The 18928-nt window shown below is 30.6% G+C and carries 17 protein-coding genes; 13 read left to right on the top strand and 4 right to left on the bottom strand.

Annotation, left to right across the window (positions count from 1 at the left end; all coding sequences use genetic code 11):
• Window positions 1-29: 29 nt before the first annotated feature.
• Window positions 30-437 (bottom strand): hypothetical protein, encoded by a 408-nt coding sequence (locus tag CLOPA_RS13685; RefSeq protein WP_015616043.1) that lies wholly within the window; start codon window positions 435-437, stop codon window positions 30-32.
• A gap of 307 nt (window positions 438-744) precedes the next feature.
• On the opposite strand from CLOPA_RS13685, the gene CLOPA_RS13680 reads away from it, so the two are divergent.
• The 7 genes from CLOPA_RS13680 (at window position 745) to CLOPA_RS13650 (ending at window position 9124) form a co-directional block, all read left to right on the top strand.
• Window positions 745-2055: a circularly permuted type 2 ATP-grasp protein gene (locus CLOPA_RS13680; RefSeq protein ID WP_015616042.1), complete on the top strand. Its 1311-nt coding sequence runs from the start codon at window positions 745-747 to the stop codon at window positions 2053-2055.
• Window positions 2037-2714, top strand: a complete 678-nt coding sequence (locus CLOPA_RS13675; RefSeq protein WP_015616041.1) for an alpha-E domain-containing protein — start codon at window positions 2037-2039, stop codon at window positions 2712-2714. Before CLOPA_RS13680 ends, CLOPA_RS13675 begins: the two co-directional genes overlap by 19 nt.
• Window positions 2711-3493: a transglutaminase-like domain-containing protein gene (locus CLOPA_RS13670; protein ID WP_015616040.1), complete on the top strand. Its 783-nt coding sequence runs from the start codon at window positions 2711-2713 to the stop codon at window positions 3491-3493. The genes CLOPA_RS13675 and CLOPA_RS13670 overlap by 4 nt, the downstream gene beginning before the upstream one ends.
• Before the next feature lie 13 nt (window positions 3494-3506).
• Window positions 3507-4499: a M14 family metallopeptidase gene (locus CLOPA_RS13665; RefSeq protein ID WP_041711488.1), complete on the top strand. Its 993-nt coding sequence runs from the start codon at window positions 3507-3509 to the stop codon at window positions 4497-4499.
• Window positions 4477-5424: a M14 family metallopeptidase gene (locus CLOPA_RS13660; protein WP_015616038.1), complete on the top strand. Its 948-nt coding sequence runs from the start codon at window positions 4477-4479 to the stop codon at window positions 5422-5424. The genes CLOPA_RS13665 and CLOPA_RS13660 overlap by 23 nt, the downstream gene beginning before the upstream one ends.
• Window positions 5425-5855: 431 nt before the next feature.
• On the top strand, window positions 5856-8156 hold the full coding sequence (locus CLOPA_RS13655; protein ID WP_015616037.1) for an AAA family ATPase: 2301 nt from the start codon (window positions 5856-5858) through the stop codon (window positions 8154-8156).
• Between the two features lie 62 nt (window positions 8157-8218).
• Window positions 8219-9124 carry a fused DSP-PTPase phosphatase/NAD kinase-like protein gene (locus CLOPA_RS13650; protein WP_015616036.1) on the top strand — a complete coding sequence of 302 codons (906 nt, stop codon included), beginning with the start codon at window positions 8219-8221 and terminating at the stop codon, window positions 9122-9124.
• A gap of 129 nt (window positions 9125-9253) precedes the next feature.
• Here CLOPA_RS13650 and CLOPA_RS25650 read toward each other — a convergent pair whose 3' ends face one another.
• The 3 genes from CLOPA_RS25650 to ychF form a co-directional block, all read right to left on the bottom strand.
• Complete coding sequence (locus CLOPA_RS25650) at window positions 9254-9421, bottom strand: hypothetical protein (RefSeq protein WP_015616035.1); 168 nt, start codon at window positions 9419-9421, stop codon at window positions 9254-9256.
• Window positions 9422-9454: 33 nt separating this feature from the next.
• Entirely contained in the window at window positions 9455-9586 is a 132-nt protein-coding gene (locus tag CLOPA_RS26500; protein ID WP_015616034.1) for a hypothetical protein, read from the bottom strand.
• A gap of 399 nt (window positions 9587-9985) precedes the next feature.
• Window positions 9986-11083 carry a redox-regulated ATPase YchF gene (gene ychF / locus CLOPA_RS13645; protein ID WP_015616033.1) on the bottom strand — a complete coding sequence of 366 codons (1098 nt, stop codon included), beginning with the start codon at window positions 11081-11083 and terminating at the stop codon, window positions 9986-9988.
• Between the two features lie 233 nt (window positions 11084-11316).
• Between ychF and mraZ the strand changes: the two genes are divergently transcribed.
• The 6 genes from mraZ to CLOPA_RS13615 all read left to right on the top strand — a co-directional run bounded on the left by mraZ (window position 11317) and on the right by CLOPA_RS13615 (window position 18899).
• Window positions 11317-11745, top strand: a complete 429-nt coding sequence (mraZ, locus tag CLOPA_RS13640; RefSeq protein WP_015616032.1) for a division/cell wall cluster transcriptional repressor MraZ — start codon at window positions 11317-11319, stop codon at window positions 11743-11745.
• Window positions 11746-11779: 34 nt separating this feature from the next.
• The gene (rsmH, locus tag CLOPA_RS13635; protein ID WP_015616031.1) at window positions 11780-12712 is read left to right on the top strand and encodes a 16S rRNA (cytosine(1402)-N(4))-methyltransferase RsmH; all 933 of its coding nucleotides are present in this window, start codon (window positions 11780-11782) and stop codon (window positions 12710-12712) included.
• 64 nt (window positions 12713-12776) lie between these two features.
• On the top strand, window positions 12777-13265 hold the full coding sequence (locus tag CLOPA_RS13630; RefSeq protein ID WP_015616030.1) for a hypothetical protein: 489 nt from the start codon (window positions 12777-12779) through the stop codon (window positions 13263-13265).
• Window positions 13266-13481: 216 nt separating this feature from the next.
• On the top strand, window positions 13482-15674 hold the full coding sequence (locus CLOPA_RS13625) for a stage V sporulation protein D (RefSeq protein ID WP_015616029.1): 2193 nt from the start codon (window positions 13482-13484) through the stop codon (window positions 15672-15674).
• A gap of 378 nt (window positions 15675-16052) precedes the next feature.
• A complete protein-coding gene (locus CLOPA_RS13620) occupies window positions 16053-17501 on the top strand; it encodes a UDP-N-acetylmuramoyl-L-alanyl-D-glutamate--2,6-diaminopimelate ligase (protein WP_015616028.1) in 1449 nt (482 codons plus the stop codon).
• Window positions 17502-18899 (top strand): UDP-N-acetylmuramoyl-tripeptide--D-alanyl-D-alanine ligase, encoded by a 1398-nt coding sequence (locus CLOPA_RS13615; RefSeq protein WP_015616027.1) that lies wholly within the window; start codon window positions 17502-17504, stop codon window positions 18897-18899.
• Window positions 18900-18928 lie beyond the last annotated feature (29 nt).

Here is an 18928-nt window from a genome sequence, read left to right as displayed (position 1 = left end):
TTATGTATACTGTTAGTGCAGCTATAGGATCATTTATATCGTTTAACTTGTCTCACCGTTTTAGGAGTATTTCCATCTATTTTAACTAAATCCTTCTTGGTAGTCATGTTTCTAATGTTCATTATCTCTATAGTTTCGCTATTTTCTTTGCCCTTAGCTCCTTTTACACCCTGTACAATCAAAAGATTTCCTTGATTTATAGTCATAAATTCTGGTTTTTTAAACCATCTGTTTCTCTTATAAGTGCATCGTGTAATATTTTTACTTCTATCAGGTTTTATAATTAAAGTAACTAATAGCCTGTGAAAAATCCATAAAATCGATTTCTCTTCAACTTTAACAGATATTACATTGCCCTGTACTTGTGTAAGTCTATCCCCATATTTCTTCATATAAGATTTGGTATAATAATTTTGTATTTTTTCTTTAAAACCCATTCTTATAGCTCCTTTTTTAGTAGTATATTTTTTGTTATTAATATTGGCTTAATGTGTTATAGAAACAGTATTTACAATAAAAAATTGCAATTATATTATAACATAATATATATTCTTTTAAAACATATATTATAACACATTTATTATTAGTATGTTTATGAATTATTATAATTACATCATATATAAGCTGCAGTTAAAAATTATATCTTTTGTTCTATTGATTTATTTACATTTATAGTATAATTTGTTTATATGGGTAAAAATTTGTCCGTGAAAAATTTTCAATATTTATAAGGAAGTGATTTATTTGAGGTTGCTTTATGAAAATGCTAGATTGGTAAATGAATGGCTTGACCGTTATGGTGTTAAATTTGGTATTTATAAAGATGATAACTTTATTGAACAGCTGTTTCCATTTGATGCTATACCAAGAATTATTAATGAAGATAAGTTTGCTATGCTGGAGAAGGGTTTAATTCAAAGAGTATGTGCACTTAATTTATTTTTAAAGGATATTTACTCCAGTCGCTGTATTTTGAGAGATAAAATAATACCAGAAGAATTTGTTTATTCTTCCAAAGGATTTTTAGCAGAGTGTTGTGGTATTACTCCACCTAAGGGTATATATTCTCATATTTCGGGTATTGATCTTGTGGAAGCTCCTGATGGATGGTATATTCTTGAAGATAATTTACGTATCCCCTCTGGGGCATCTTATCCAATGATTGCAAGAGAGATTACTAGAAGTATAAGTCCTGAAACTTTTGAGAAAAACAAAGTATGCGAAAATCGTGATTATGCTTTTATTTTATCTAAAATGCTTGAAGAAGTAAATTGCGGAGGCATTAATGTGGTGCTCACACCAGGACGATATAATTCTGCCTTTTTTGAACATTCCTATCTTGCAGAAAAAATTGGTGCAGTACTTGCTTTCGCAGGGGATTTGGAAGTGGTTGACGGAGTGGTATATTATAATACCTTTAATGGTAAGAAACAGCGTGTTGGTGCTATCTATCATAGAGTATCTGATGAATATATGGATCCTATGGTTTTTCAACAGAATTCTGTAATTGGAGTACCACATCTTATGGAAGCCTATAAAAAAGGAAATGTAGCTTTAGTTAATGCTCCTGGTAATGGTATAGCAGATGATAAGGGAATTTATTATTTTGTTCCAGCCATGATTTCCTATTATTTGGGAGAAGATGCTATTCTAAAAAATGCACCAACTTATCTTCCATTTTTTAAAAGAGATGAAAAGTATATTTTAGAAAATATTGAAAAATTAGTAATTAAGGATGTAAGTGAAGCTGGAGGATACGGGGTTATATTTGGACAAGAGCTTTCTAAAGAAGAATTAAATAATTTAAGAAATGTCATAATAGATAACCCAAGAAGATTTATAGCTCAGGAGGTTATAGACTTTTTAGATCTTATGGTTTTAGATGGAGACAAAACTGTTCCACGTAAAGCAGACCTTCGAGCCTTTGTAATCCATGGTAAAGATATTAAGGTATGGAAAAGTGGTTTAACTAGATTTTCACGTAATCCAGATTCTTTTGTAGTTAATTCTTCACAGGGAGGGGGGTTTAAGGATACATGGATAATATCTCAATAAACAAGGCAAATTATCTTTATTGGCTTGGCAGATATGCAGAAAGAGCATATACTACTATTGCATACCTAAGGCGTTTTTATGATGAAATGGTAGATAAGAACCAGGATGCTTATTTAGAATTTTGCAGCAGACTTGGGGTCATCAATAATTATAGAGATAAAAAGGATTTTGTAAAACGTTTTATTTCCGATGAAGAAAGCGAAATGAGCATAGCATATTATATTGGCAAGACTTATGATAATGGGATAGTGCTTAGAGATACACTTACAAGTAAAACTTTATCCTATATACAATTGGCATGTAATGATTTGAAAAAGTGCTATAATAGCCAGGAGTATGTAGTTGTAAACCTACAGCGTGTTACTGATGACTTAATTGCCTTTTGGGGAGCAGTAGATGACTACATATTAGAAAATGATGCCAGAGACCTAATAAAAGCGGGAAAATATATAGAAAGAGTGGAGCTTTACAATCGTTTTGATGAAAGTAAAAATCTTAAAAAAGCAGCGATAGAAAGACTTTGGAGATATGCAATTAATTTAAAAATCAACGAAAATACTTCTAGACAAGTTGATTTTATTAACAGTGAAGATATGTTAGAATATAATTCTATTAAAAATTATATTGATGAATTATCTAAATGGGGGGTAGGGCAATGAAAAGGTATGAATTTTCATTTGTAACTAGATTAAAATTTGAAGATGCTATTACCAATCAACACTTTATGTTAAGATGCCTTCCTGGTAATTATCAATTTCAAAAAATCTATGATGAAAAAATATCTATATTTCCAGAAGTACCTATTATTTTCAGCAAAGATTCTTTTGATAATAGAACTCTATTAGGAAGTATTAATTCTAAACATGAAGTATTTGAGTACGAAGTTTTTGGAAAAGCTTTGATTAGTAAATATAAATCTGCTGAAATACTTGATAGAATATTTCTATATGAAACTGCAATGACAAGTATCACTAGATCAATGGAGGATTTTGCAGCCAGTATTCCAAATGTTGAGAGTTTGAAGCAGCAAGCTGTTTTAGTAAGTCATGCTGTCTATAATAAAATGAAATACGTATCTGGCTCTACAAATACTGAAACTACTGCAGCAGAGGCCTTTAATCAGGGCGAGGGCGTATGTCAGGATTATGCACATATAACCATTGCAATTTTACGAAATTTTAAAATTCCAGCTCGCTATTGTGCTGGTTTAATGGAGGGAGAAGGAGAAACACATGCTTGGGTTGAGTATTATGACCAAGGTACCTGGTATGGAATTGATCCTACAAATGACAGGAGTATTGAATATGGTTATATAAAGATTTCAAATGGCCGTGATTCCTCTGATTGCACTGTAGAGAGAGGATGTTTTATTTCTAGGGACAAAGATGTTAAACAGAATATACAAATATCAGTTAGAGTTAGTGAACTTAATGAGTAAAGTTGGTGAATTAATGAGTAAGAAGGTAGAAACAATTTCCTCTATGCGGCTTCCTGTAGACGAGGTACTTGAAATTAAACGATGTCGTTATACTCCACAAGATACTAATAAAACAAATTCAAAGGTATTACCTAGAATTTGTATTGTTACAGGAACTCATGGGGATGAATTGGAAGGTCAGTATATATGCTATGAACTTTCAAGAAAACTTCAAGAAAATCCACAATATATCAAAGGCATAGTAGATATTTACCCGGCTTTAAATCCACTGGGAATAGATTCTATCTCTAGGGGAATTCCAAACTTTGATCTTGATATGAATCGTATATTTCCAGGAAGTGATGAAGGGTCTATAGTTAGAAAAGTTGCTCACAACATAGTGCAGAGCCTTAAAGATGCAGATCTTGTCATAGACATTCATGCAAGTAATATTTTTCTTCGTGAGATTCCTCAAGCTAGAATTAATGAGAATATGGTTGAGAATTTACTGCCACTTGCGAGTCTTTTAAATTTGGATTTTCTTTGGATTCATCCAGCTGCAACAGTACTGGAATCTACCCTTTGTCATTCTCTTAATGTTATTGGAACTCCATGCATTGTAGTAGAAATGGGTGTAGGTATGCGTATAACAAAAGAATATGGTGATCAATTTTTAACCGGTATTTTTAATGTAATGAAAGAGTTAAGCATATGGTCAGGAGATATTGAGAATACTTCTAAATCACACAAGGCTATTAATTCTATGAAGCATGAAGTATTTTTTATAAATTCAGCTGAGTCAGGTATTTTTGTTCCATCAATAGATCATTGTACTACTGTAAACAAAGGAGATAAAATAGGAGATATATTGGATCCGCTGGAGGGAAGGATAAAGGAACAGATTATTGCTCCCTGCAATGGAATGGTATTTACTTTAAGAGAATATCCAATAGTCTATACGGGGTCTCTTGTAGCTAGATTGATTGGAGAGGAGACTGCAGCAAATGAAAAGGGAAATAATATTTAAATTGGAATCTCCTTATAGGGATACTATGAGAATTTCAGCATTTAAATTTGGAGATTATGAAAATAACACATCAGAAAAGGCTTGTGCCATTGTAGGTGCTACCCGTGGAAATGAAGCACAACAAATATATGTATGTTCTCAACTTGTGGCGGTTCTAAAAAAGTTGGAAAGGTGTGGAAAGATAGTTCCAAACAAACAGATACTAATAATTCCAACTGTAAATAATTATTCCATGAACACTAATAAAAGATTTTGGTCTTTAGACAACACAGATATTAACAGGATGTTCCCAGGATATGGTTTAGGGGAAACTACACAAAGAATTGCCTATAATGTATTTGATAATGTTAAAAACTATACCTATGGCATACAATTTCCAAGTTATTATATGCCTGGTGAATTTGTGCCACATATTAGAATGATGCATACAGGTTATGAAAGGCCAGAGCTTGGCCGTGAATTTGGGCTGCCTTATGTGTATATCCGTGAAAGTAGGCCCTATGACACTACAACTTTAAATTATAACTGGCAATTGTGGAATACTTCGGCTTTTTCACTCTATGCAGGTAAAACTACAGAAATTGATGAGCCTGCTGCAGAAATGGCAATTCGTTCTGTAATTCGATTTTTAACGAAAATGGGTATATGTAATTGCTATATAGAAGAGGGTTTTGTTTCTCAAGTGATTACTTCTAAAGATGTTTCCTCTGTGATTTCAACAAAAGCTGGAATTTTACAGAGGGTAAAGAGAGCTGGACATCATGTAATTTATGGTGAATTACTAGGTAGAGTTCTTGATCCCTATGATGGGTCAGTTAAGGAAGAATTTTTTGCACCTGTAAATGGATTGGTTTTCTTTGTTCACGATAATCCTTTTATCTATGAAAGTACATATGTATATAAGATAATTCCAGGAGAGATATAGCACCACAGTGGTGGAGTGTTGAAATGAGATGAAAATATTTACACTCGTGGTGTAAATATTAGTGTTCATATGAATTGTAACTAATTACATTCCAGGGATGTGATTAGTTACATAAATGTAATTATATTACAATTTTAATTAAAAAAACCCAGGAGTATAATTATGCCACTGGGTTTTTTAATTTTTTGATAAAAATGTTCCTAAATATTAATAAGAAGAATATTAATATAGTATGGAATTTGTAAGCAACAGGTAGCTGATAAACCTATTTTATTGGAAGAAGTGTATTAGTATAATTTTTGTAAAGGACACTAAATAAAAAATCTTAAAATTTAAAATGAGTAAAATTTCAGTTAAATTGAAAATTATATTTTAAAAATTAATTATTAAACAGTTGAAGATTTGTTTATAAATAATGAAAGGGGAGTAGTATGAAGAGAGAATTAACTCCTGGAGAGATAATATATAATATAGATATAGTCAATAGTGATGAGTTTAATAATAGTATCATGCCTCAATATGAAGATATATATAGCAAGTTAACTCAGGTAATTGATATTGATAAATCTGGATATAATATTTATATTGTTGATGATTTTACAAAAGAGAAATTAGAGGATATTATACAATATATAAAAAAACTATATGTAAACAAAATTAATCCTAAGGATATTTGTTATGTGGTTAGTAAGGATGAAAAAGCACCTAAAGCTATTATTATTGACCATGGAAAGGGAAATTTTCTTAAGGAAACTGTTGAGGAAATCAAGAAATTGTATACAGATTTTATATATAATTTTTATAATAATAGTAGTAATGATAAAGAAAAAGAGGTAATAATAGACAGTATTCAGAAAAAGAAAAATGAACTCATAGATAATCTGATTGAAACTAGTCATAATGAGGGCTTTGAAATTAAAACTACTAATGAAGGTTTTAGCTTTATACCAAAGAAAGAAAATGAACTTATGACAGAAAGTGACTATGACGGGCTTAGTGCCTTAGAAAAAGATAATATATTAACTAAAATAAAAAAGCTTAGAGTTGAATCTAAAAATATATTAGATGAGCTTAAAATTATTGAAGATGTAGAAATCGAAAAAATAAAAAGTATATTTAGAGATTATTTTGAAATTAAATTAAAGAGCAAAAAAGAAGAATATGCTGAAAGATTTAAGGACAATAAAGAAGTATATGTATATATAGAAAGTATATTTGAAGATATAGAGAAGAATGTAATAGATAACTATAGTATAAATTATGATGAAGATGAAGAAAATATTATAAATACAATATCTAAATATTATGTAAATGTTATTGTGGATAATAGTAAAAATAGCACTGCACCGGTGATTTATGAAGAAGATCCTACCGTAAATAATCTTGTAGGTACTATTGAATATGAAAATCATAATGGAAATTATATTACAGATGTTAGTCTTATAAATGCAGGTTCAATTTTGAAGGCTAATGAGGGATGTTTAATAGTTAGAATGGATAATCTAGTAAATAATCCTTCAGCCTATTATTATTTAAAAAAGGTATTATTGAATGAAAAAGTTACCTTTGACTATAATAGAGGTTATTTAGAGCTCATATCATTAAATGGTTTAAATCCAGAACCAGTGAATATTAGAGAAAAAATCATTGTAATTGGAGATTATAATACCTATCACATGTTATATAATTATGACAGTGATTTTAAAAATATATTTAAAATTAGAGCAGAATTTAAACCAGATATAAAAATAAACAATAAGAATAAGGCCATTTTTTACAGTTATATAGAAAAATATCTGGAGAATAATAACATTAATTCTATAGCTCCTTCTGCACTTAATAAATTGGCAAAGCTTCTATCTAGAAAGGCTGAAAATAGAAATAAATTATTTATTGATGAGGTGGAGATAGATAAAATATTAATGCTGTCTAACAACAATGCAGAAAAAAATAAAAGAAATGAAATTACGGAAGAAGATATATTGAAGGCTATTAGCAGCTATAGCATAGTTGAAGATGAATTTTTAGAAATGTATAGAGAAAATAAAATATTAATGGACGTGAGAGATAGAAAAATTGGCCAAATAAATGGGTTATCTGTGATTGATACTGGATATATAAGTTTTGGTAAGCCCAATAGAATAACCTGTACCTGTTACAAGGGTGATGGAAATATTATTGATATTCAAAAGGATAGTAATTTAAGCGGAAGTATTCACTCAAAATCCATTAACATACTAAAGGGATGGATAAATAATATTTTGGGAGATTACAGAAAGCTAACTGTGGATTTTCATCTATGTTTTGAACAACTTTATGGAAAAATAGAAGGGGATAGTGCCTCTGTAGCAGAAGCACTGTGTATGGTTTCTTCTCTCAGCAAAATACCAATAAAGCAAAATATAGCAGTTACTGGCTCTATAAATCAATTTGGTGAGATACAGCCAATAGGTGGGGTTAATGAAAAAATTGAAGGCTTTTTTAATGTTTGTAAAATAATTGATACTATTGAAGATAAGGGGATTTTAATACCTGCCCGTAATGCTGATAGTATAATTCTTAAAGATGAAGTGGAAGAGGCAATAAAAAATAATAAATTTCACATTTATACTATGGAAGGCATAAATGATGCTATGGATGTAATGATGGGAAATGATTCCTTAAATTCATATAAAATTATAAAATTTGCAAAAGAGGAGATAGATAAATATAAAATAGGAAATGATGTATAGAGAACTGTAAAATGCTCATAATAGTTGTAAATAAAAATTTACTATGAGCAGAGGGATTGCATATGAAGAAAAGAATAAAATTATCGTGGTTTACTTTTTTTATATTTATTTTTACTTTAGGTTATGTTTTTCAAAATATTAATGTAATGGCATTTGCACCTAATGAATTGAGGCTAACTATAAATGCTAACAATACCGCTACATTGCCTAAAAATTTTAGAAAAACAACAGATAGCGACAAAATAAAAGATATTGATAAATCTGTTAATCTAGAGGGATTAAATAATCTAAATATATCTGGAAGTGCCCAATTTTCTGAAAAGGGATTAGATATTGCAAAGGAAAGTATTGGAGAAAAAATACCAATAACCGTTGTAGATTTAAGAGAAGAATCTCATGGATTTTTAGATGGAAATGCAATAAGTTGGACTGATGATCACAATAAGGCCAATAAAGGATTAAATAAGACTGAAGTTTTAGCAGATGAAAATGAAAGATTAAAAAAGCTTTCGGAACAAAAGACTGTTGATATTAAAAATAAAACTTTAGCTGTTAAAAATGTAGAAAATGAAGAAAGTTTAGTTAAAAGACATGGTATTAATTATGTGAGAATACCTGTAACAGATAAGGAGGCTCCTTCTACGGAAGCGGCAGATAATTTTATGAATTTTGTTAAAACTCTCCCTGAATCCAGTTGGCTCCATTTTCATTGTAGGGCAGGAAAGGGTAGAACTACTACCTTTATGGCTATGTATGACATGATGAAAAATGCAAAAAATGTCTCCTTTGAGGATATAATAAAAAGGCAATTTTTATTAGGTGGAGAAAACTTATTAAAAAATACTACTATAGAAAATATTAGGGGTAAAAGAGCAAAATTTTTAAAAAGTTTTTATGAATACTGCAAAGCAAATAATGATAATTATACTACTACATGGTCACAGTGGATAAAAAATAATCCTAATTAAATATATAAGAATAAATAATAAGTCAAAGATCAATAGCGATAAAAAAAGAGCTTTAACTAAAATCCATTAGGGCATTAGAAAGGGCTCTTTTTTTATATTTGGAGTTATAGAGATTAAATTAATGGGCTATCATTCATTTATTATGCAGATATCATTTTTTTGTGTTGCAACGTAAAGATAACAGGGATTTTGTATACAAAATATATAAGCCACATCTTTATGCATGTATTTAACTACTCCATATAATCCGTTCCATTCATTATTGTCATTTAATCTAACAATACTTCCTATGTTCATAACTATCACACCTTTTGTAAATATTTTAAATTTCTAGTTTTTCTCTTTCTGACTTCTTTCTTGCAGCATAGTTTCTATTCTTTTATCTGCATCACCTGAAGCTTTGCACAATGATAAAATAGTTAGTATAAAAAATGTAAGTACTGATATCAATAAATATTTCATATTATCACTCCTATAAATTGACTAACTATTTATATATATTGCCAGATATTATACTTTTAATACAATAATTTTAGAAAATTGAAATTATGCTGATATATACAGAAAAATTAAAATAAGCCTCTAAATAAATTATTTATCAAAAATAAAATTTTTGATAAATAATATAATTAAAGACTTAGGCATCTTAAATAAATAACTAGTCAGTATGTTAGTCTATTTTGTATCCTACTGTGTCAACAGAACCTTCAGATAGTATGCTATCATCAGAACATGTTTCCTTGTATGATTGAAAATATACGTCGCATCTTTGACTACTATTTATTTTCAGATGCCTTATTTAAAATTCAATTAGCAACTTGTTAATGCAAATTATATAGCTTAAATAGAATTATGCACAGATTATACATTAAATCTAAAGTTTACTACATCTCCATCTTGCATAATGTAATCTTTTCCCTCTAATCTAAATTTCCCTTTTTCCTTTGCAGCTGCTTCCGAACCACAATTAATCAAATCTTCATAGGATACAATTTCCGCTCTTATAAAACCTCTTTCTATATCTGTATGTATTTTACCAGCAGCTTTAGGAGCCTTAGTACCTTTTACTATTGTCCACGCTCTTACTTCATCAGCACCAGCAGTTAAAAAACTCATTAATCCAAGAAGCTTATAGCTGGAGTGGATTAATTTATCTAGACCAGATTCCTCCAAACCGTATTCCTCAAGCATTTCTTTTTCTTCTTCCTCACTTAAAGTGGAGAGTTGTTCTTCAAGGCTGGCACATACAGTAACAACCTCTGATTTTTCTGAAGCGGCTAATTCTTTAACTTTTTTAACAAATTCATTTTCAGAGTTTCCTGATAGTAAATCATCTTCTGAAATATTTGCAGCATATAAAACTGGCTTTGATGTAAGTAAAAATAATTCTTTAACAAATAGTTGCTCATCTTCTGTAAACTCCAAAGTTCTAACTGGTTTTCCTGCCTCCAGATGATTTTTTATTTTCTCCATAATTTCCATTTCTGCTTTAGCTGTTTTATCTCCGGAACGTGCCAATTTTATTGATTTTTCCATTCTTCTTTCTAGTACTTCTATATCAGAAAATACAAGTTCAAGGCTAATGGTTTCAATATCACGCATAGGATCTACGGAACCTTCTACGTGGACAATATTTTCATCTTCAAAACATCTTACCACATGAACTATGGCTGCCGATTCTCTTATATGTGATAAAAATTTATTTCCAAGACCTTCTCCCTTACTGGCACCCTTTACTAAACCTGCTATATCATAAAACTCAATGCTGGCGTGGACCTTACGCTTTGAGTTATACATCTTTTCGAGCATATCAAGCCTTTTGTCGGGAACATCAACTACACCTACATTTGGTTCTATTGTACAGAATGGGTAATTAGCTGATTCAGCACCTGCTTTAGTAATAGCATTAAATAAAGTGCTTTTCCCAACGTTTGGTAATCCAACAATTCCTAATCTCATTTGTGTACATTCCTTTCTCATGTTTATATAATTCTTAATAATTATACTCTACAATACCATACATTTCAATTTATTAATATATGATTAACTCTAATTAATAATATGGGTAAATTAAATAAAAAAATAAAAAATATTTTCATTAAGGAAGGATTTTGCCCTACGATTATAGAATAGTAGAGTAAAGTGGTTTAAAGTGGTTCAAAGTGGAGTAAAATAGCAGAGAGGTGTAAAAGATGTTCATAGGGGAATATCAGCATGCCATTGATAGTAAAAATAGAATTATAATTCCCTCAAAATTTAGGGAAGAACTAGGGGATGCTTTTATTTTAACGAAAGGCTTAGATGGATGTCTTTATGCTTATACTATGGAAGAATGGAAGCTATTAGAAAGTAAACTAAAAAAATTACCACTTACAAATCGCAATGCTAGAGCATTTGTAAGATTTTTCTTTTCAGGAGCTAATGAAGTAACTGTAGATAAGCAGGGTAGATCGCTTGTACCTCAGAATTTATTAGAATATGCTTCTATTAATAAGGAAATAGTAAGCATAGGTGTTTCTACAAGAATTGAAATTTGGAGTAAAGAAAAATGGAAGGAATACAATGAATCTGATATAGATATGGATGGCATTGCAGAGCAGATGAGTGAACTTTTGATTTGATGTTTAGTATGCTTTAGAGACAAGGAGATATAACATGAATTTTAAACATATACCAGTTTTACTAGATGAATGTATAGAGGGTTTAAATATAAAGGAAGATGGTGTTTACGTAGATTGTACATTAGGAGGCGCAGGGCATTCCAGTGAAATAATTAAAAGGCTTTCTAATAAAGGAAGGCTAATTGGAATAGATCAGGATGCAGAGGCAATTAAAGCAGCTTCAGATAAATTAAGTGATTATAATAATGTGACTTATGTTCACAATAATTTTTACAATATAGAAAAGATTCTAGATGAATTACAGATTGAGAAGGTAGATGGTATACTAATGGATTTAGGAGTGTCCAGCTATCAACTTGATGAAGCAGAAAGGGGCTTTAGTTATATGAACGATGCTCCCTTAGATATGAGGATGAATAGACAAAATAGTTTATCCGCCTATGAAATAGTAAACAACTATTCAGAAGATGAGTTATACAGTTTAATTAAAGACTATGGGGAAGAAAAATTTGCAAAGAGGATAGCAGCTTTTATTATGGAAAGAAGAAAAGAGGAGCCTATAAAAACAACTTTTCAGCTGGTAGATATTATTAAGTCAGCTATTCCAGCTAAATTTAGAAGAGAAGGTCCTCACCCTGCAAAGAGAACCTTTCAAGCAATACGTATTGAAGTCAATAGAGAGTTAGAAATACTTGATAAAGCCATAGAGGATGGAGTTAACAAACTAAGGAGTGGTGGAAGAATAGCAATAATTACATTTCATTCTTTAGAAGACAGAATAGTAAAGACAAAATTTAAGAAGCTCCAGAATCCTTGTGAATGTCCAAAGGATTTTCCTATATGTGTTTGTGGTAAAAAACCAAAAATAAATATTATAACGAGAAAGCCAAGAGAAGCTAGTGAGAATGAATTGGAGATAAATCCAAGAAGTAGAAGTGCCAAACTTCGAATAGGTGAAAAAATTTAATTTTATATAAACTAAAATAATAATAAATCAAATATATTTCAAATAATTTATAGGGGTGAATAAAGTGATAGTAACAGAAAAAAACTACATAAGTAATGGAAATACTGCATTGGCACCAGAGAGAAAACCTCACAGAGAAGATGACAGGCGTAGGTTAAAGCAGGAGGAAAATGAAAAGCTAAGAAGATTAAAACAGTCTAAACTTAGAAATCAAGCCAAAGTAATGATTGGTATAGCATTAACCTTTACCATAGGTTTCAGCGTAGTTTATAGGTATTCTACTATATATAATATGGAGAATAAATTATCAATTGCTACTATTCAAAATAACAATGCCGCTAAAGCCAATGAAAGCTTAAAATTACAGCTGATGCAATATAATCAGATACAGAATATAGAGGCTAAAGCCTCTAAAATGAATATGGTACAACCTGATAAAAGTCAGGCGGTTCAGGTGGATTATGATAGGACAACTATTAAAACTGATAAAAATGTAGTTAATGACAAAAAACATGAATCAGTCTTTCAGATAATAAAAGATAAGCTTTTTTAATTTCAACTAGCTTTAGTTGTTTTACAAGTTTCAATTGAAATTATACATTTCAATAATAATAGTTGATAAAATAATATTTAATTAAAATAGATGCTTTAACAGTAAAGATAATTATTGTATACATATAATTAATAAATTTCTAGTTATATTTTACTAGGATATCTAATAATTATTACTAATCATGAAAAATTGTTAGTGTAATGGAGGTATCTTAGTTTGGGTAAAAAAATGTACAGAGATAATGTAATAATAAAGAATAGGTTGTTTTTTGTATTACTTATTTTTATTTTAATATTTTCTTTACTTATTTGCAGATTATTTAAAGTTAATGTTATTTTGTCGCCAAAATACAAGAAAATGGCTATTGATCAGTGGACAAGCGAAGTAAAAATATCTGCTAAAAGAGGAAGAATACTTGATAGAAATGGACAAGAACTAGCGGTTAGTGGAAATGTTTATAGAATTGATTTGGATTTAAGTACTATAAGAACTGATTTAAATAGCACTAAGAAAATGGACATGAATACCTTAGCTCAAAAATTGGCAGAGGACACAGGGATGAAGCCAGAAGATGTAAGCAAATTGTTGAATTATAAACTTCCCAATGGAAGTCCGGCAGGCTCTGCAACTCTAATTAGAAGGGTTGAAAAGAGTGTGGCGGATAAGGTATCTCAATTAAAGGTCAATGGTATTATAGTTTCTCCAGATACAAAAAGATATTATGTAAATAATAATTTTCTGGCTCAGGTGCTGGGACACACTAATTCTGATGGTAAAGGATTAACTGGAGTTGAGCTTGAATATGACAACTATTTATCTGGAACTCCAGGAAAAAGAATTGCTGAAATAGGTAGAAATAGTTCAAATTTACCCTATACCATTTCAGATTATACAAAGCCTGTTAATGGTAAAGATGTAGTACTTACTATTGATGAAAATATTCAAGAATTTGCAGAGAAGAACGCAGAACAGGCACTTAGTGATAATAAAGCAAAAGCGGTTTCCATTGTGGTTGCTAATCCCAAAAATGGAGAAATTTTAGCAATGGTAAACAAGCCAGACTATAATCCAAACGATCCATGGCAAAAGGGTAAAAGTTTTAATGAGCTTCAAAGTGAGTGGAGGAACAGAGCAGTTAATGATGCTTATGAACCAGGATCAATTTTTAAAGTTATAACTGCAACTGCAGCTATGGAAGAAAAGGTAGTGAAAGCAACAGATCAGTTTAATTGTACTGGAAGTATTACCATTGCAAAAAAAATAATACATTGCTGGAAGCGCACAGGTCATGGGCAGGAGAGCTTCGTGGATATAATAAAAAATTCCTGCAACGTAGGTTTTGCCGCATTAGGGCAAAGACTTGGTGCTGCTAACCTTAATAAATGGATAAATGACTTTGGATTTGGACAGAAGACGGGTATTGATTTACCAGGAGAAGCAAAGGGCATAATTAAGCCTACAAATAAAATAAGCCCTGTAGATGTAGCTACTATTGCTTTTGGCCAGGCTAATACAGTTTCCATGGTTCAATATTTAAGTGCCTTTGATGCTGTAGCCAATAATGGAGTATGGGTAAAACCACATGTAATGAAAAAAATAGTTCATTATGATTCAAATAATAAAGAAATTGTCGATAAAAATTACGATGATTATGGTACTAAAAAGATAATGGATGAAAATGTGGCAAAAGAGCTTAGAGGATATCTTGAACAAGTAATATCTGATGGTGGTGGAAAAAAAGCTTTTATAGACGGATATCATATAGCAGGAAAAACTGGAACAGCACAAAAACCTAATCCAAATGGTGGTGGCTATGAGTCAGGGAAATATGTGGCGTCCTTTGCGGGAATGGCACCAGCAAATGATCCACAGGTTACTGTTATGATATCTATTGATGAGCCAGATCCTTCAAATTATTATGCGGGACAAATAGCTACTCCAGTTGCAAAACAGATGTTTAGTGATATATTTAATTATCTCAATATAAAGGCAGATGCACCTAGTGGCGATGTTGAAAAGAGTATGTTAAATGATGTAGTAGTACCAAATGTAAGAGGTATGAAATTGGCGGATGCACAGAAATTGTTAAAGGATAATAATTTGGCTTTTGACGCCGATCAAAATGGTGGCTATGTAACCAATATTACACCTCTGCCAGGTGCAACGGTTAAAGAGGGTACGAAAGTAATACTTTACACTGGAGGTAGTGCAAACTATAATAGTAATGATGTAGAAGTACCAGATTTGGATGGTCTAAGCAAACAAAAGGCTTCACAGATGCTTGAAGCTCTAGGACTTAAGGCAAATTTTGATGGGGATGGTATGGTATCTGACCAGGATATAGTAGAAGGAACTAAGGTTCAAAGGGGAACTACAGTAAATTTGGATTTAGAAAACATAGGAGATTAATGAAGCAGAAAAAATAATAAATTACAGAAATTTTATAAACAGCACAATACTTTAAAAAAGTATTGTGCTTATTTAAGGCATATTCAAATAAATAACTACTTAGTATTTATTTGAATAAGCCTAAATAACTTCAATTTATAATTTTAATTGACATTGTGATTAAACCACAAAAAACTGTAAATTAATTTTCATTAAACATTTATAGTGGTTTCAATGTGAAATTTTTACTATATTATGGTACATTTCTTTTATCAAATATATTTTTTGTGAGATAATTATATTGTAATTAATTGGCAATAATAAAATATAAAGAAATTTGTGATTTAATATTTATATAAATTGCATATTAAAAATTGAAGTTAAAGAGGAAGGGATATTATGGAATTAAAGATCATACTTGAAGGCATTAAATACAAGATTATAAAGGGCGATATTAATTTAGGTGTCAATAAGATAGAATATGATTCTAGGAATATAACTAATAAGGACTTATTTGTTTGTATAGAGGGTTTTAGTACAGATGGCCATAAATATATTGATAGCGCAGTAAATAGTGGGGCATCAGTTATAATTTGCACAAAGGTACCAGAAAGTTTACCAGATTGCACTGTGCTTCAGGTAGAAAACAGCAGAAGGGCATTGGCGCTGGCAGCGGCTAATTTTTATGGTAATACTCATAAAAAATTAAAGATGATTGGGATAACTGGAACTAATGGCAAAACTACATCTACATATATGATTAAAGCTATTTTAGAAGAGTGCGGCTATAAGGTTGGTCTTATAGGTACTATTGCCAATTATATTGGAGATAAAAAAATATTAACTCATAGAACCACACCAGAGTCTTTGGAACTACATCAGCTTTTTAAAGAAATGGTTAGTAGTGGAGTTCAATATTGTGTAATGGAGGTTTCTTCCCATTCCTTATATTTGGATAGAGTTTATGGAATAAAATTTAATGAGGGCATATTCACTAATTTGACAAGAGATCATTTGGATTTTCATAAGACCTTTGAAAATTATTATAATGCTAAGCTTATTCTATTTAAAAATAGTGAGAATTCTATAATAAACATGGACGATGATTATGGAAAAAAGGTTTATGATGATTTAGACGGCAATAAAATAACCTATGGTTTTAAAGAGGCTGAAAACGTAGGGGCAAAAAACATAAAGATGCATTCTAGAGGCATAGATTTCCACTTGAATTATCTACAGGAAAGTGTTCCTGTAAGTTTAAATATTCCAGGAAGATATAATATATCTAACGCACTTGGAAGTGCTGCAGCATGCATTTCAGAAGGATTAACCTTGAAACAGATAAAATTAGGGCTGGAAGCATTAAAGGCAGTACCAGGAAGATGTGAAGCTGTTGAAACAAATTTAAATTTAGGTTTTGATATAATTGTAGATTATGCACATACTCCAGATAGTCTTATGAATATACTTAAAACAGCTAGAGAATTTACAAAAGGAAGACTTATCAGTGTGTTTGGTTGTGGTGGAGACAGAGATAGGACTAAAAGACCTATAATGGGGGATATTGGGGCTAAAATGAGTGATATGGCCATAATAACTTCTGATAATCCTAGAACTGAAGAGCCAATGGCTATAATTAATGAGATAGTTAAGGGTATTAATAAGGAAAATTACATAACTGTGGAAAACAGAAGAGAAGCAATTAAAAAAGCAATTTCCATAGCAAAAAAAGATGATGTAATAGTGATTGCAGGAAAAGGACATGAAGATTACCAGGTTTTAAAAGAAGGTACAATTCACTTCGATGAAAGAGAAATTATTGCTGAAATTATAAAGGAGCTGTTTTAATTGGAATACATATCACTTAATTCTATTGTAAAGGCAGTAGAAGGTAAATTACTTATAAAAGGTTCTAAGGAGTTGTTTAATAGTATAAGTATAGATACTAGAAAAATAGAACCAGAGAGTATTTTTATTGCAATTAAGGGAGAAAAATTTAATGCAAATAATTTTACTGTAGAAGCAAGTAAAAAAGGGGCAGCTCTTTGTATCGTAGATGAAATAAAATTTGAAAAACAGGACATAAATAAAGATACCTCTGTTGTAATTGTAGAAAATACTAAAAAAGCATTACTGAAGCTGGCTGAATTTTATAGAAGTACTCTTAATATAAAAATAGTTGGCATTACAGGGTCTACAGGAAAAACTTCTACTAAAGATATGACTTACGCTATTCTGTCAGAGAAATATAAGGTATTTAAGACACAGGGGAATTTTAATAATGAAATAGGTCTTCCCCTTATGATTTTCAATCTGGACAACAGTTATGATATAGCTGTACTTGAAATGGGAATGAGTAATTTTTTCGAAATTCACAATATGGTAGAGGCTGCAAGACCTGATATTGCACTTATTACTAATATAGGCATATCTCATATAGAAAATTTAAAGACAAGAGAATATATACTTGAAGCCAAATTGGAGATAGCTGATTATTTTAATGATCATTCCACACTTATTTTAAATGTAGATAATGATATGCTTTCCACTGTAACTAGAGAAGATAAAATATATAAAATTATAAAAACCGGTATAGAATCATCCTGTGATGTTAAAGCTGAGAATGCAAGGTTGGAAGAAACATCGGTTATATTTGATATATTTAAGAATGATAAACTTATGTTTAAAGATTTTAAAATTGATTTGCCTGGAAAACATAATATATCCAATGCTCTTTTAGTAATTGCCTGTGGTGAATTGTTTGGACTAACCTATGAGGAAATGAATAAGGGTATAGAAAAACTCAACATGACATCTATGAGATTAGATATAGTAAAAGGAGAAAAATATACCATAGTTGATGATTGCTATAATGCTAGTCCAGATTCAATGATAGCAGCAATTGATGTTTTAAAAAATATAAGTGGGGAAAGAAAGATAGCAGTATTTGGAACTATGAGAGAATTAGGTGATAGGGCCTATGATGCTCATAAAGAGATAGGCGCCTATGCAAGAAAAAATTTGGTTGATTTATTGGTAGTATTAGGTGAATTTAAGGCTGCTTTTGAGGAAGGCTTTAAAGATAATGAAAAGATTAAATATTTTGTGTCTACAGAAGAAGCTGCTGAATTTTTAGAGAGCTTCCTTGAAAAGAAGGATGTAATATTGGTAAAGGCCTCCAGAGCAATGAAATTTGAAAAGATAGTGGAGCACCTGAAAAAGGGTAATAAGTTAATTGATAGATAGCTTTCTATGATAATGTTTTTATAGAAGTA

Source organism: Clostridium pasteurianum BC1 (assembly GCF_000389635.1).
GTDB classification, from domain to species: Bacteria; Bacillota; Clostridia; order Clostridiales; family Clostridiaceae; genus Clostridium_I; species Clostridium_I pasteurianum_A.
The sequence above is the reverse complement of the archived record's forward strand: the minus strand, read 5'-3'. Positions and strand labels throughout refer to the sequence as shown.